Annotated in this window: 13 protein-coding genes and 1 tRNA gene; 9 read left to right on the forward strand and 5 right to left on the reverse strand. The window is 74.3% G+C overall.

All coding sequences use genetic code 11. The features are described from left to right. The first annotated feature begins 125 nt into the window (after positions 1-125). The 6 genes from ADL08_RS05900 to ADL08_RS05925 all read left to right on the forward strand — a co-directional run bounded on the left by ADL08_RS05900 (position 126) and on the right by ADL08_RS05925 (position 4,208). Complete coding sequence (locus ADL08_RS05900) at positions 126-647, forward strand: isochorismatase family protein (RefSeq protein ID WP_053640984.1); 522 nt, start codon at positions 126-128, stop codon at positions 645-647. After that, a complete protein-coding gene (locus tag ADL08_RS05905) occupies positions 644-1,027 on the forward strand; it encodes a hypothetical protein (protein ID WP_053640985.1) in 384 nt (127 codons plus the stop codon). Before ADL08_RS05900 ends, ADL08_RS05905 begins: the two co-directional genes overlap by 4 nt. Positions 1,028-1,216: 189 nt before the next feature. Continuing rightward, the gene (locus ADL08_RS05910) at positions 1,217-2,182 is read left to right on the forward strand and encodes a beta-ketoacyl-ACP synthase III (RefSeq protein WP_053640986.1); all 966 of its coding nucleotides are present in this window, start codon (positions 1,217-1,219) and stop codon (positions 2,180-2,182) included. Between the two features lie 167 nt (positions 2,183-2,349). Next, a complete protein-coding gene (locus ADL08_RS05915; protein WP_053640987.1) occupies positions 2,350-3,027 on the forward strand; it encodes a hypothetical protein in 678 nt (225 codons plus the stop codon). 116 nt (positions 3,028-3,143) lie between these two features. Then, a complete protein-coding gene (locus tag ADL08_RS05920) occupies positions 3,144-3,800 on the forward strand; it encodes a class F sortase (RefSeq protein WP_053640988.1) in 657 nt (218 codons plus the stop codon). Positions 3,801-4,123: 323 nt separating this feature from the next. Beyond that, a tRNA-Leu gene (locus ADL08_RS05925) sits at positions 4,124-4,208 on the forward strand. A 52-nt stretch (positions 4,209-4,260) separates the two neighbouring features. Here ADL08_RS05925 and ADL08_RS05930 read toward each other — a convergent pair. Genes ADL08_RS05930 through ADL08_RS05940 form a run of 3 tightly spaced genes read right to left on the reverse strand, consistent with a single transcriptional unit; the run spans position 4,261 to position 5,967 of the window. After that, a complete protein-coding gene (locus ADL08_RS05930) occupies positions 4,261-4,971 on the reverse strand; it encodes a class I SAM-dependent methyltransferase (RefSeq protein WP_053640989.1) in 711 nt (236 codons plus the stop codon). A gap of 34 nt (positions 4,972-5,005) precedes the next feature. After that, positions 5,006-5,524: a hypothetical protein gene (locus ADL08_RS05935; protein WP_053640990.1), complete on the reverse strand. Its 519-nt coding sequence runs from the start codon at positions 5,522-5,524 to the stop codon at positions 5,006-5,008. A 5-nt stretch (positions 5,525-5,529) separates the two neighbouring features. Further along, positions 5,530-5,967, reverse strand: a complete 438-nt coding sequence (locus ADL08_RS05940) for an ATP-binding protein (protein ID WP_053640991.1) — start codon at positions 5,965-5,967, stop codon at positions 5,530-5,532. A gap of 264 nt (positions 5,968-6,231) precedes the next feature. On the opposite strand from ADL08_RS05940, the gene ADL08_RS05945 reads away from it, so the two are divergent. From ADL08_RS05945 to ADL08_RS05955, 3 genes are all read left to right on the forward strand, one after another. Continuing rightward, a complete protein-coding gene (locus ADL08_RS05945; protein WP_053640992.1) occupies positions 6,232-7,107 on the forward strand; it encodes a helix-turn-helix domain-containing protein in 876 nt (291 codons plus the stop codon). Then, on the forward strand, positions 7,108-7,344 hold the full coding sequence (locus ADL08_RS05950) for a DUF397 domain-containing protein (protein WP_053640993.1): 237 nt from the start codon (positions 7,108-7,110) through the stop codon (positions 7,342-7,344). Positions 7,345-7,417: 73 nt separating this feature from the next. Continuing rightward, a complete protein-coding gene (locus tag ADL08_RS05955) occupies positions 7,418-8,236 on the forward strand; it encodes an SAM-dependent methyltransferase (RefSeq protein ID WP_053640994.1) in 819 nt (272 codons plus the stop codon). Positions 8,237-8,300: 64 nt separating this feature from the next. Here the strand turns inward: ADL08_RS05955 and ADL08_RS05960 are convergent, their stop codons facing one another. Together ADL08_RS05960 and ADL08_RS05965 are read right to left on the reverse strand one after the other, a co-directional pair. Then, complete coding sequence (locus tag ADL08_RS05960; protein ID WP_053640995.1) at positions 8,301-10,196, reverse strand: M64 family metallopeptidase; 1,896 nt, start codon at positions 10,194-10,196, stop codon at positions 8,301-8,303. Positions 10,197-10,308: 112 nt separating this feature from the next. Continuing rightward, positions 10,309-11,652: a 6-phospho-beta-glucosidase gene (locus tag ADL08_RS05965; protein ID WP_053640996.1), complete on the reverse strand. Its 1,344-nt coding sequence runs from the start codon at positions 11,650-11,652 to the stop codon at positions 10,309-10,311. Positions 11,653-11,795 lie beyond the last annotated feature (143 nt).

Here is an 11,795-nt window from a genome sequence, read left to right on the forward strand (position 1 = left end):
GCCCCGGCCCGCGCCCCCGCACCGACCCCGCGCGACCTCCCCCGTGACCCCGTGCGCCCCCTCCGTAGGCCGGATCACACCCCCGCCCGGTCCTTGGTGATCATCGGGGCCGCTACGGTGCTTCCATGCCCGCACTCGATCCCGGCCGCACCGCGCTCGTCCTCGTCGACCTGATGGAGCGCATCGTCGCGCTGCCCCTCGCCCCCCGCCCCGGCACCGACGTCCTCGCCGCCTCCGCCCGGCTCGCCGACACCTTCCGGGACGCCGGCGCCCCCGTCGTCCACCTCCGCGTCGAGCGCCCGAACACCGACACCCAGCCGCCCGGCAGCGAGCTGGTCCCCGACCTCGTCCGGGACGGCGACCGGGTCGTCGTCAAGCGGACCATCGGCGGCTTCCAGGACACCGGCCTCCACGAGCTGCTCTCCGGCCTCGGCGCCGACACCCTCGTCCTCGGCGGCATCGCCACCAACCTCGGCGTCGAGTCCACCGCCCGCGCCGCCTGCGACCTCGGCTACGGGCTCGTCTTCGCCGAGGACGCCATGGCCGCCCTCACCGCCGACGAGCACCGCGCCTCCGTCGCCCTCGACTTCCCCCGCCTGGGCACGGTCGCCCCCGTCTCCGCGATCACCCTGGACGGCCCGGAGTGACCCCGGCGCCGATACGGTACGGGGCCCGCCCCTGCTCCCTCGTCGTCTGCCGGGGCTGCTGCTGCGGCGACGCCCGCAAGAACCCCGGCACCGACCACGACGCCCAGCTCGCCCGGCTCCGCGAGGCCGCCGCGGCCTCCGGCGGCCGGCTGATCGTCCGTACCAGCGACTGCCTCGGGCCCTGCGCCCAGGCCAACATCGTCGTGGTGCAGCCCTCCACCGAGGGCCGTCGGCGCGGCGGACGGGCCGCGTGGGTCGGGTTCACCCTGGACGACGACTGCCTCGACGAGATCCTCGCCTGGACGGAGGCCGGCGGCCCCGGCATCGCCCCGCCCCCGGCGACCCTGGCCCTCCAGCTGGTCGACCCGCCGAAGAACTGAGCCCGTACGGCTCGCACGGAACCCGTGGGAGGCGGACCCGGGCGGGAGCCGTGCCCCGCCCGGGTCCTTGTCACGGTCGGCCAAGCGGTACGGGTGAATATTGGTGGTTTACGTCACCGGTTACCCATCAGTCGCTGGCAAGACTGGGTGGTCCTGCCGGACGACCAATCACCTAGGGGGACCCTGAGCATGACGGGCACTCGCATTGCCGCGCTCGGGCACTACCAGCCCGCCAAGGTGCTGACCAACCACGACCTCGCCGCACTCGTCGACACCGACGACGCGTGGATCACCAGCCGGGTCGGCATCCGCACCCGGCACGTCGCGGGGCCCGACGAGCCCGTGGACGAGCTCGCCGCGCACGCCGCCGGCAAGGCCCTGGCCGCCGCCGGCCTCGTCCCCGACGACGTCGACATGGTCCTCGTCGCCACCTCCACCGCGATCGACCGCTCGCCGAACACGGCCGCCCGCGTCGCCGCCCGCCTCGGCATGACCTCGCCCGCCACCCTCGACCTCAACGTGGTCTGCGCCGGCTTCACCCACGCCCTGGCCACCGCCGACCACGCCGTCCGGGCCGGCGGGGCCCGCCGCGTCCTGGTGATCGGCGCCGACAAGATGACCGACGTGACCGACTGGACGGACCGCACCACCTGCGTCCTCGTCGGCGACGGCGCGGGCGCCGCGATCGTCGAGGCCGTCGAGTCCACCGGCGACGGGGACGGGGACGGGCCCGCGGGCATCGGCCCCGTCCTGTGGGGCTCGGTCCCGGAGATGGGCCACGCCGTCCGCATCGAGGGCACCCCGCCCCGCTTCGCCCAGGAGGGCCAGAGCGTCTACCGCTGGGCGACCCAGCAGCTCCCCGCCCTCGCCCGCAAGGCCTGCGAGCGCTCCGGCGTCACCCCCGAGGAGCTCGCGGGCGTGGTCCTCCACCAGGCCAACCTGCGCATCATCGAGCCGCTCGCCGCGAAGATCGGCGCCGTCAACGCGGTCGTGGCCCGCGACGTCGTCGACTCCGGCAACACCTCCGCCGCCTCGATCCCGATGGCCCTGGCCAAGCTGGTCGAGCGCGGCGAACTGCCCTCCGGCGCCCCGGTTCTCCTCTTCGGCTTCGGCGGCAACCTCTCGTACGCCGGTCAGGTGATCCGCGTTCCGTGACGGATCCCGCGGCGGCCCGGACGGGGCCCGGGGGCCCGTGCCCCGTTCGGCGGAGCCCGGTGGCGGCGTGCCGGGGGCGGACCTAACTTCGAACGCGGTGAGGGTCGTCCTTTCCCGACGGCGGAACCGCTTCGCGTCCGGGCCCTCGCGCGATCTGGAGGAACGCCATGCGTGCGATACGTGCCGCCGCTTCCGCCGCCCTGCTCGGCGCCGCCGCCGTGATGGCGGCGGGCCCGGCGGCCCTGGCGGCCGAGGGCGACGGCGCCGTCACGTCGTTCGGCTTCTCCGTCACCCCGGCGACGGCCGCCCCCGGCGCCACCGTCACCCTCACGTCCGAGGGCTGCGAGGTGCCGTCCGTGACGGTCACCTCCGGCGTGTTCGACACCGTGACCCTCGAAGAGGGCCGTCCGGGGACCGCGACCGTGGACTCCGACGCCAGGGCCGGCGCCCAGTACGAGATCACCTTCGACTGCGAGGGCGAACGCGGCACCGCCACCCTGACCGTCATCGGGGACGAGCCCCGGGAGCACGACGGCGCCGGCGACACCGTGGAAGACACCACCGACCCCGCCGATCTCACCGCGCCCGTAGTCCCCGTAACCCCCGTAGCCCCCGTCGAACCGACCGACGCCGAAAGCGTCGGCGGGCACGACGCCGGCACCGGGCCCGGCACCCACACCGGCGCCCAGAAGGGCGTGAAGGCCGGTTACGGGACCGCCGCCTCCGGAGCGGACGCCGACGGGCTCGGCACGGCCGAGGTGGTGACGGGCGCCCTGCTCATCGTCGGCGCGCTCGGCTCCGCCGTCGTCCTGACCCGCCGCCGCACCGCCGACGGCCGCGCCTGACGGCCGGGACCCGGGGACCGAAACGGCCCCTCCGCCCCGGTGTGACGAGGTCCGGGACGGAGGGGCGCCATACGGAGGACCACACGACCGCGCGGTCGTCGCGGAGGAGGGCGGACGTGGGACGAACGGACGGCACGGGACGGCACGGCGCCTGGGGCGCCGTCGCCGTCGTCCTCCTCGTGGGAGTGCACCTCGTGCGCGGCGGTGCGGAGGAGCTGCGGGCGGCGGGACCGCCGCGGCCCCTCGCCGCGGCCGCCCCCGGCGGGGCCCGCGCCGGCGCCGCCGTCCTCGCCCCCGCGTCCGCCCCCGGCCCGCTGCCCGCCTCGCCCCCGTCCCGCGTCCGCGTCCCGGCCGTCCGGGTCGACGCGCCGGTCACGGGGGTCGGGCTCGACGCCGACGGCTGGATCGAGGCCCCGCCGCCGGAGGCCGACCGGCTCGCGGGTTGGTTCACCGGCGCGGTCACCCCCGGCGAGCGGGGCACCGCCGTCGTCGTCGGCCACGTCGACACCCCGGACGGCCCGGCCGTCTTCTACGACCTCGGCGCCGTCGGCAGGGGCAGCCGCGTCGAGGTCCTCCGCCGCGACGGCAGGACCGCCGTCTTCACCGTGTACGGGGTCGAACTCGTCCCCAAGGAGGGCTTCCCCGCCGAGCGGGTCTACGCCGACTCCGGCCGGCCCGAGCTGCGTCTGATCACCTGCGGCGGCGCGTTCACGCAGGAGAGCGGCTACCAGGGCAACGTGGTGGTCTCGGCCCGTCTGACCGCGGTGCGCTGACCCTCCGCGAGCGGCGCCCGGACCGACCTGACGGACTCCCCCCGAAGCATTGGCCCGGACCGCACGACGGTCGCCAAGGTGGCTCCCACGGAGCCGGCGTCGGGGGGCGTCGAGCTCCCACCGGGCCGCCCGGGGCCCGCACCACTCTCCGTACGGGAGTAACCACCCGTCGTGCGCACGTCCGGGCGATTCGGTCCTGACCGGTCCCGGCGGGGCCGCCGCACCCCACTGACCACGGAAAACGCTGGTGAAAGGCGCCTCGAACCCCTGGTAGAGTTATCTCTGTCGCCGCGGGGGAAACCCCGAAACGACGAAAACACCTGGTCCGGGTGGCGGAATGGCAGACGCGCTAGCTTGAGGTGCTAGTGCCCTTTATCGGGCGTGGGGGTTCAAGTCCCCCCTCGGACACACGGAAGAAGTGCCGGTCGATCTCGCATCGACCGGCACTTCTCGTATGCGGTCAGGCCTTTCGCGCCACCACCAGCCTGCACACCGGGCCGCCGTCCTCGCGGCGGCCCAGGGACTCGACCGGGACGAGGGAGACGTCGAAGCCGGCCGCCTCCAGGCGGGTGCGGACGTCCGCGAGCCGGAAGGTGCGGTAGTACATGACGAAGGGCGGGCGCCGGAGCGCGTTCCTGACCCGCATCACCGCGTCGAAGCCCCACAGGGTCCAGTAGGCGCGCGAGCCGACGCGGGGCGGGGCCGGGAGCGGGAAGGCGAACGTGCCGCCGGGGCGCAGGGAGGCGTGGACCTGTGTGAAGAGGGTGCGCTGTCCGTCCGGCAGGAAGTGGCCGAAGGCGCCGAAGCTGACCGCCAGGTCGAAGACGGGGCCGAAGGGCAGGGCCAGGGCGTCGGCGCGGACCAGGTCGGCGTCGGGGTGGGCGCGGCGGGCCTCGGCCAGCATCCCCGCACTGAAGTCGACCCCCGTGACCCGGCCCGCGCAGACCGCGCGCAGGACGCCGAGTCCGGCGCCGGTGCCGCAGCAGACGTCGAGGCCCGGGCCGAACGGGCCGAGGTCCTCCAGGGTGCGGGTCACCGCCCCCAGGAGGCGGTCGGAGGTGCGGAAGGGGGTCGCGTCGAACTTCTCCGCGAGCAGGTCGTAGCCGTGCTCGACCGAGGAGAGTGCCTGGGCGGTCAGTTCGCGGAGGCCGGGGCCCTGCGGTGTGAACATGGGCCCGACCCTATGCCGTGACGGCCCGTGCGCGTCAGAGCGCGCTGCGCACCGAGGGCGCCGACCAGGCCGGGGCGATGCCCGTCAGCTGGCAGGTCAGCAGGTAGAGGGGGATCGGCGGCGTGTAGGGCGAGGCGCCGTCGGGGTGGTGGATCAGCCGGGGCCGGCGGTCCGGGATCTTCGCGCCGGGCGCGTAGCAGGCGGGCAGCGGCCAGGTCAGGTCCAGGTCGGAGCCGGCCGGGACGAGCCACCACCACCAGTCGGAGTCGGCGTAGACGCAGCCGTTGGCGGGGAGCCGGGAGAGGATCTTGAAGCCGAAGCGGGCGGGGACGCCGACGGCGTCGCGGCCGAGGCCGGTGTGCAGTCCGGCGGGGACGGCGAGGCGGGTGGTGGCGTCCGGCTGCCGGACGCGCGCGGCGGGGAAGGGGCCGCCGGGGGCGTCGACGGAGCGGTGGCCGTCCCGTTCGAGGCGGAGTTCCAGGGGGCGGCCGGCGGCCGGGACCAGGCCGAGCCCGGAGTGGCGGCGGGCCCGCGGCAGCATGCGGGTCGCCATCGACCTCAGCACGGTTCCCCCGTGCCGTGGGCCAGCTCGGCCCAGACGGTCTGCGACGTGCCGTGCCCGGTGCGCTCGGCGCCCCACGCGCTGCACAGCGCGTCGACGATGATCAGCCCACGGCCGCGCTCGTCCTCGCCGCAGTCGCGGATCCGCGGCCCCGCCGGGCCGCCCTCGTCCCGCACGGCTATCCGCAGCTTCTCCTCGCCCTCGCGCAGCTCGCAGACGAAGCGGCCGCTGGCGGTGTGCACGACGGCGTTGGTGACCAGCTCCGAGACGATCAGGGAGACGGTGTCGCGTATCTCGGGGCCGCAGCCCCAGAGGATGAGCCGTTCCTCCGCGAGACGACGGGCCCGCGAGACCGACGCGGTGAGGGCCGGGAGTTCGAAGGCGAAGCGCCGCACGGCGCCGGTATCGGTCTGGGGCTGTGGGCGCTGGGCCATGACGCGGGGACTCATGAGACCTGAAGGCTGCGCGTTACCAGAAGCCACGACCGGTTCCTCACAACAGTGGGCAGGACTTGCCGTACGGCGCCGGCGCCGGGGCGCGGAGACGCACGACGGCAGCGTGTACTGGTTCACCGGAACACTGTCCTCCTGAGTCGGACACTTGGCAAGTGGCACTCTGAAAATTGCAGAGTGCCGTGTTCTCTCTGGCCCGGCTTCGTGGCACACTCGTCCAAAACAGCGCGTCGGGGAGGTCTGGGAGTGAGCGAGCCGCGGTCCGCCCCCACGGTGGGACAGGTCGTCCTCGGAAAGCGGTTGCAGGACCTGCGCGAGCGGGCCGGCATGAAGCGGGAAGAGGCCGCGAAGATCCTCCGGGTGGCCCCGGCCACCGTCCGGCGGATGGAGACCGCCGAGGTCGCGCTGAAGATCCCGTACGTCCAGCTCCTGCTCAAGGAGTACGGGATCACGGACTCCGAGGCCGAGGGCTTCGTCGCCCTCGCGGAGGAGGCCAACCTCCCCGGCTGGTGGCAGCGGTTCCACGACGTGCTGCCCGGCTGGTTCTCCATGTACGTCAGCCTGGAGGGGGCCGCGAGCCTCATCCGGGCCTATGAACCCCAGTTCGTACCCGGTCTGCTCCAGACCGCCGAGTACGCCCGTGCCATTCTGCGCAGCGGGGCGGTCGGAGGCGGCAGCGACGCCGCCAGGGACGAGGACACCGAGCGGCATGTAGCCCTGCGGATGGAGCGCCAGTCCCTGCTGCTCAGGGACGACGCCCCCAAGTTCTGGGTGATCATGGACGAGACGGTGTTCCGCCGACCGGTCGGTGACGGGCCCGAAGTGATGCGCGACCAGCTCGACCGGCTGCTCGAAGCGTCCGAGCTGCCGAACGTCACCCTGCAGATCGCGGAGTTCGCGTCCGGCCACCACCCCGGCACCTACGGACCGTTCGTCCTCTTCCGCTTCGCCATGCCCGAACTCCCGGACATGGTCTACAGCGAGTACCTGACCGGCGCCGTCTATCTCGACGCGCGTCCCGAGGTGGCATCCCACCTGGAGGTCATGGACCGCATGGCGGCTCAGGCCGCGACTGCACAACGCACGAAGGAGATTCTCCGGAATCTCCGCAAGGAGCTGTGAATGGATCGCATATACAACGGCATGCCCGCCGCGGAGCTCGGTGCCGAGGGTTGGCACAAGCCCTGGAGCGGCGGGAACGGGGGCAACTGCGTGGAGGCCATGAAACTGGCCGACGGCAGAGTCGCCGTGCGACAGTCCGCAGACCCTGAAGGACCCGCGCTCATCTACACCCACGGGGAGATGGAGGCCTTCATCCGGGGGGCTAAATCCGGTCAGGCCGACTTTCTGCTCACCTAGCCCTTCCGTCCCGCCCCCGCCGTCGCGTAACTCTTGCTGTAGCGCCACCCGTTCGTCCCGACCAGGAGAGCCGATGACCCAGGACCCCGCAGCCCCGCGGACCGAGATACGCATCGACACCAGCAAGCCGCATCCGGCACGCATGTACGACTGGTTCCTGGGCGGCAAGGACAACTACCCGGTCGACGAGGCGATGGCCCGTCAGCTGCTCACCGTCGACGCCCGGGGCCGGGACATGGCCCGCGTCAACCGGGCCTTCATGCACCGCGCCATCCGCTGGCTCAGCGCCCACGGCGTCCGCCAGTACCTGGACATCGGCACCGGCATCCCGACCGAGCCCAACCTGCACCAGATCGCGCAGGAGGCCGCGCCGGAGGCCCGCATCGTCTACTGCGACAACGACCCGATCGTGCTCGCGCACGCGGCCGCCCTGCTGCGCTCGACCCCCGAGGGGGCCACCGAGTACATCCAGGCGGACGCCCGCGAGCCCGAGGCCATCCTCGAAAGGGCCGGAAAGGTCCTTGATTTCGACCGGCCCATCGCGCTCTCGATGCTCGCCCTGCTGCACTTCGTCGGGGACGAGGACGGCGCGTACGACCTGGTCTCCAAGCTCGTCGACAAGCTCGCGCCGGGCAGCTACCTCGTCCTCTCCCACGTCACCGGGGACTTCAACCCCGAGGGAGCGGCGCAGGCGGCCGCCCTGTACAAGGCGCGCGGGCTGACCCTGCGGCCCCGCTCGCGCGACGAGCTGGCCGCGTTCTTCGACGGCCTGGAGTTCGTCGAGCCGGGCGTCTCGCTCACCGCCGAATGGCACCCGGAGCTGGGCGAGCCCGTCCCGGTCCCGGGCGACGAGCCCATCCCGGGCTGGGCCGCCGTGGCCCGCAAGCCCTGACCCGGCCCTTCTCGAACGGCGCGACCGGCCCCGTGGACCTCCCGGCCCACGGGGCCGACCCGCGTCAGCTCCCCGGCGGCACCAGCGTGACCAGGAAGCTCCGCGCCGGGCCCACGTTCCCGGCCGCGTCGACCGTGCGGTACTCGACGGTGTGGGTGCCGTAGTCGGGAGTGGCGTCGTCCCACGGCACCGCCCGGCTCCGGCCCAGCTTCCCGTACACGAGACCGTCGATCACCGTGCCGCCCGGCGAGAAGCGGAACGGCGCGTCCGCGTCCGTCGGCCAGCCGTAGTACGTGTACCAGCCGTCGCCGTCGACCCGGAACCGGCTCACCACCGCGCCCTCCCGGTCGTCCCGCGCGGTCAGCCGCATCGTGAACGCGCCGTCGTAGACGTACTCCACAGGCCGTCCCGGCCGCCGCACCGTCCGCAGCGGTTCCGACAGCCCGTACGCGGCCGTGGCCGGGCGGGCGTCGACCGTCCAGCGCAACTCCTCGCCCGTGCCCGCGATCCTGGCCGTGAGCGTGTGGGTGCCGGGGGAGAGCCGCATCGCCCCCAGGTCCAGGTCGCGGTCGTTGCGGTCGCCCGTCGCGACGGGACGCCCGTCGAGCCGCCAGCGCACGGCCGGGGAGCCGTCCACCGAGTGGGTGGTGTCCGCGTGCACGACGCTCCGGGCGCCGACGGGGGAGCCGGTCGGGGTGTGCCCGGTGAACGCGGCCCGGAACGGCGCCCGCGCGGTGACGAGCGAGGGGTCCACCGTCCAGCGGACGGTCCGGGTGAGCGCCTCGGAGGCGCGGACCGCCGGGTCGCGGACGAACGGCGTCGGATCGGTGACCGTCGCCGTCAGCGCGTGCGGGCCGGAGGAGAGACGGAGTTTCCGCAGGTCGACGGCGCGGGCGCCGCGCGTGTCCAGGACCCGCCCGTCGAGCCGCCAGGTCACGGCGAGTTCGCCGCCCACCGGGTGCAGGACGTCCACCCGCACCGACCGGTCCGCCCCGATCGGCTCCGCGTTCGGCGTGTGGTCCTGGAGCAGGTTCACCTTCGCCGAGATCGCCCGGACCATCACCTCGCGCTCCACCTGGTCGAAGGCGTAGCCGAGGGTCTTCATCAGGGAGTGCCGGCTCGGCCGCCAGACCCCCGCCGTGCCGTACAGGCCGCCCTCGTACCGGCCGACGACCCCGCCCGCCTCGCTCTCCTCGCCCAGCCAGCGCCACCACTTGGCCCGCTGCTCCCGCATCTGACGTGTCGTCAGGAGCGTGTGGTGGGCGGAGGCGGGCTCGGGGCCGGAGTACGCGCCGCCCGGCACCCCGCGCGCGTAGTAGTCGTACTCGTCCTGGAGGCCGCCGAGGGAGTGCCCGATCTCGTGCGGGGTGATGAGGGCGGAGAGCGCGTTGCCGCCGGACGCGGTCGCGTAACCGCCGCCCGCGCCGCCGTAGGTGGAGCTGTGGGCGAGGGCGACGACCTGCCGGTTGGCGCCGTTCGTGCCGGGGACGAGGTCCGCGAGCGCGGCGGCCTTCCGGCCGTCGACGGTCAGCAGCCGCTGCACGCCGCCCGGATCGCAGCCGCCCCAGAAGCCCATGTCGAGCACGGTGTCCCGGGCGGGCGCGTCGAGCCCCGGGTCGCAGTCCACCCCCGACTGCGCCGAAGGGGCCTCCACCGCCCACACGTTGACGTACGAGCGGTAGGAGGCGAAGGGCTCGATGCTCCACAGGGTGTTCAGGTGCCGTTCGAGGTCCGCCCGGAACTCCGGCATCTCCTGCGCGGTGTAGCCGTCGCCCAGGAACACCAGGTTGAACCGCCGGTCCGCGGGCCCGGTGGTCTGCACGGGGACGACGAGCGGCTCCCCGCCGGAGGTCCCCGTGCCCGCCGCGGCCGGCGCCGTTCCCGTCAGGCCGGCGGCCAGCAGACAGGCCGCGACGAGCCGGGCCGCGACCCGCCGGACTCCCTTGCTGCGTAAGGTCATGGGGCGCGAGCCTAGGCCGCGCCCCCGCGCCGGTGGAAGACGTCCGTCGGCCGTATCGGCCGGCCGTAGGGGGACATCGGTGGCTCGGTACCGACGACCCGGCGCGGTCGGCTCAGTACCGCAGGTGCGCGAGCCCCGGGTGCTCCGCCGCGTACCCCTCCACGAGCCGGCGGGCCACCGCGACCGAGTCCACCAGCGGGTGCAGCGCGAAGGCCTTGACCGCCGTCTCCCGCGACCCGCTCTCCGCCGCCGCGAGCACCTCCCGCTCCACCGCCTTCACGGCCGTCACCAGACCGACGGCGTGGTACGGCAGCGGGGCCACCGCCACCGGCCGGGCGCCGTTCGCGTCGACCAGGCAGGGCACCTCGATCACCGCGTCCGCGTCGAGCACGGACAGCGTCGTGCCGTTGCGCACGTTCAGGATCAGCGTGGTCCGCTCGTCGCGCGCGACCGCCCGCATGAGGGCGAGCGCCACCTTCTCGTAGCCGCCCGACTCCAGGTCCTCCTCGTCGCGCTCCCCGACCCCGGCGGCCTCCCGGTTGGCGGCCATGTAGGTGGCCTCCCGGTCCGCGAGCGTGCGGTGCCAGGCGGCCAGGGCGGGGGTGTCGGGCTTTCCCATCTCCTCGTAGAAGGCGCCCTGCTGGTCGCGCAGGTACGCGCCGCGGGTCCGCTCGGCGGTCCGGTAGGCGTGCACGGCCTCCCGGTTGAAGTAGTAGTAGTGCAGGTACTCGTTGGGGACCGCGCCGAGCGAGCGCAGCCACTCCGGGCCGAAGAGCCGGCCCTCCTCGAAGGAGCCGAGCGCCTCCTCGTCGGCGAGCAGCCGGGGCAGCTCGTCCCGGCCGCCGATCCGCAGTCCCCGCAGCCAGCCCAGGTGGTTGAGGCCCACGTAGTCGATCCAGGCCTCGTCCGGGTCCGCGCCCAGGATCCGGGCGACCCGGCGGCCCAGGCCCACGGGGGAGTCGCAGATGCCGACGACCCGGTCGCCGAGGACCCGGGACATCGCCTCCGTGACCAGGCCCGCCGGGTTGGTGAAGTTGATGACCCAGGCGTCCGGGGCGAGCTCCGCGACCCGCCGGGCGATGTGCGTCGCGACGGGCACGGTCCGTAGGCCGTACGCGATCCCGCCCGCCCCCACCGTCTCCTGCCCGAGCACCCCTTCGGCGAGCGCGATCCGCTCGTCCGCCGCCCTGCCCTCCAGACCGCCGACCCGGATCGCCGAGAACACGAAGTCCGCCCCGCGCAGCGCCTCGTCCAGATCCGTCGTCGCCGTCACCTCCGGCGCGTCCGGCACCCCCTCGGCCTGGTCCGCGAGGACCCGGGCGACGGCGGAGAGCCGCCCCTCGTCGAGGTCGTGCAGGGTGACCCGGGTGACCCGCCCCTCGGCGTGGTCGCCGAGCAGCGCGCCGTACACCAGCGGCACCCGGAATCCGCCGCCTCCGAGAATCGTCAGTTTCATGCCCGTACGCTACTCGGGCGCCCCCGCCGGAAGGCCCCGCACACGGGCCGGGGCCGGACGGGGGCGGCGACCGGGGGACAATGGCCCCATGTCCCGACGCAAGACCCGCCCCCGCACCTCCCCGGCCCCCGCCGCTCCCGCCG

This window comes from Streptomyces sp. NRRL F-6492, from assembly GCF_001280125.1.
In the GTDB taxonomy this organism is placed as follows: domain Bacteria; phylum Actinomycetota; class Actinomycetes; order Streptomycetales; family Streptomycetaceae; genus Streptomyces.

What these genes read in the sequence shown, in the direction of transcription:
- ADL08_RS05900 (WP_053640984.1), top strand. Translation starts at nt 126, where the DNA reads ATGCCCGCACTCGATCCCGGCCGCACCGCGCTCGTCCTCGTCGACCTG.
- ADL08_RS05910 (WP_053640986.1), top strand. Translation starts at nt 1,217, where the DNA reads ATGACGGGCACTCGCATTGCCGCGCTCGGGCACTACCAGCCCGCCAAG.
- ADL08_RS05915 (WP_053640987.1), top strand. Translation starts at nt 2,350, where the DNA reads ATGCGTGCGATACGTGCCGCCGCTTCCGCCGCCCTGCTCGGCGCCGCC.
- ADL08_RS05930 (WP_053640989.1), bottom strand. Translation starts at nt 4,971, where the DNA reads ATGTTCACACCGCAGGGCCCCGGCCTCCGCGAACTGACCGCCCAGGCA.
- ADL08_RS05935 (WP_053640990.1), bottom strand. Translation starts at nt 5,524, where the DNA reads ATGGCGACCCGCATGCTGCCGCGGGCCCGCCGCCACTCCGGGCTCGGC.
- ADL08_RS05940 (WP_053640991.1), bottom strand. Translation starts at nt 5,967, where the DNA reads ATGGCCCAGCGCCCACAGCCCCAGACCGATACCGGCGCCGTGCGGCGC.
- ADL08_RS05950 (WP_053640993.1), top strand. Translation starts at nt 7,108, where the DNA reads ATGGATCGCATATACAACGGCATGCCCGCCGCGGAGCTCGGTGCCGAG.
- ADL08_RS05955 (WP_053640994.1), top strand. Translation starts at nt 7,418, where the DNA reads ATGACCCAGGACCCCGCAGCCCCGCGGACCGAGATACGCATCGACACC.
- ADL08_RS05960 (WP_053640995.1), bottom strand. Translation starts at nt 10,196, where the DNA reads ATGACCTTACGCAGCAAGGGAGTCCGGCGGGTCGCGGCCCGGCTCGTC.
- ADL08_RS05965 (WP_053640996.1), bottom strand. Translation starts at nt 11,652, where the DNA reads ATGAAACTGACGATTCTCGGAGGCGGCGGATTCCGGGTGCCGCTGGTG.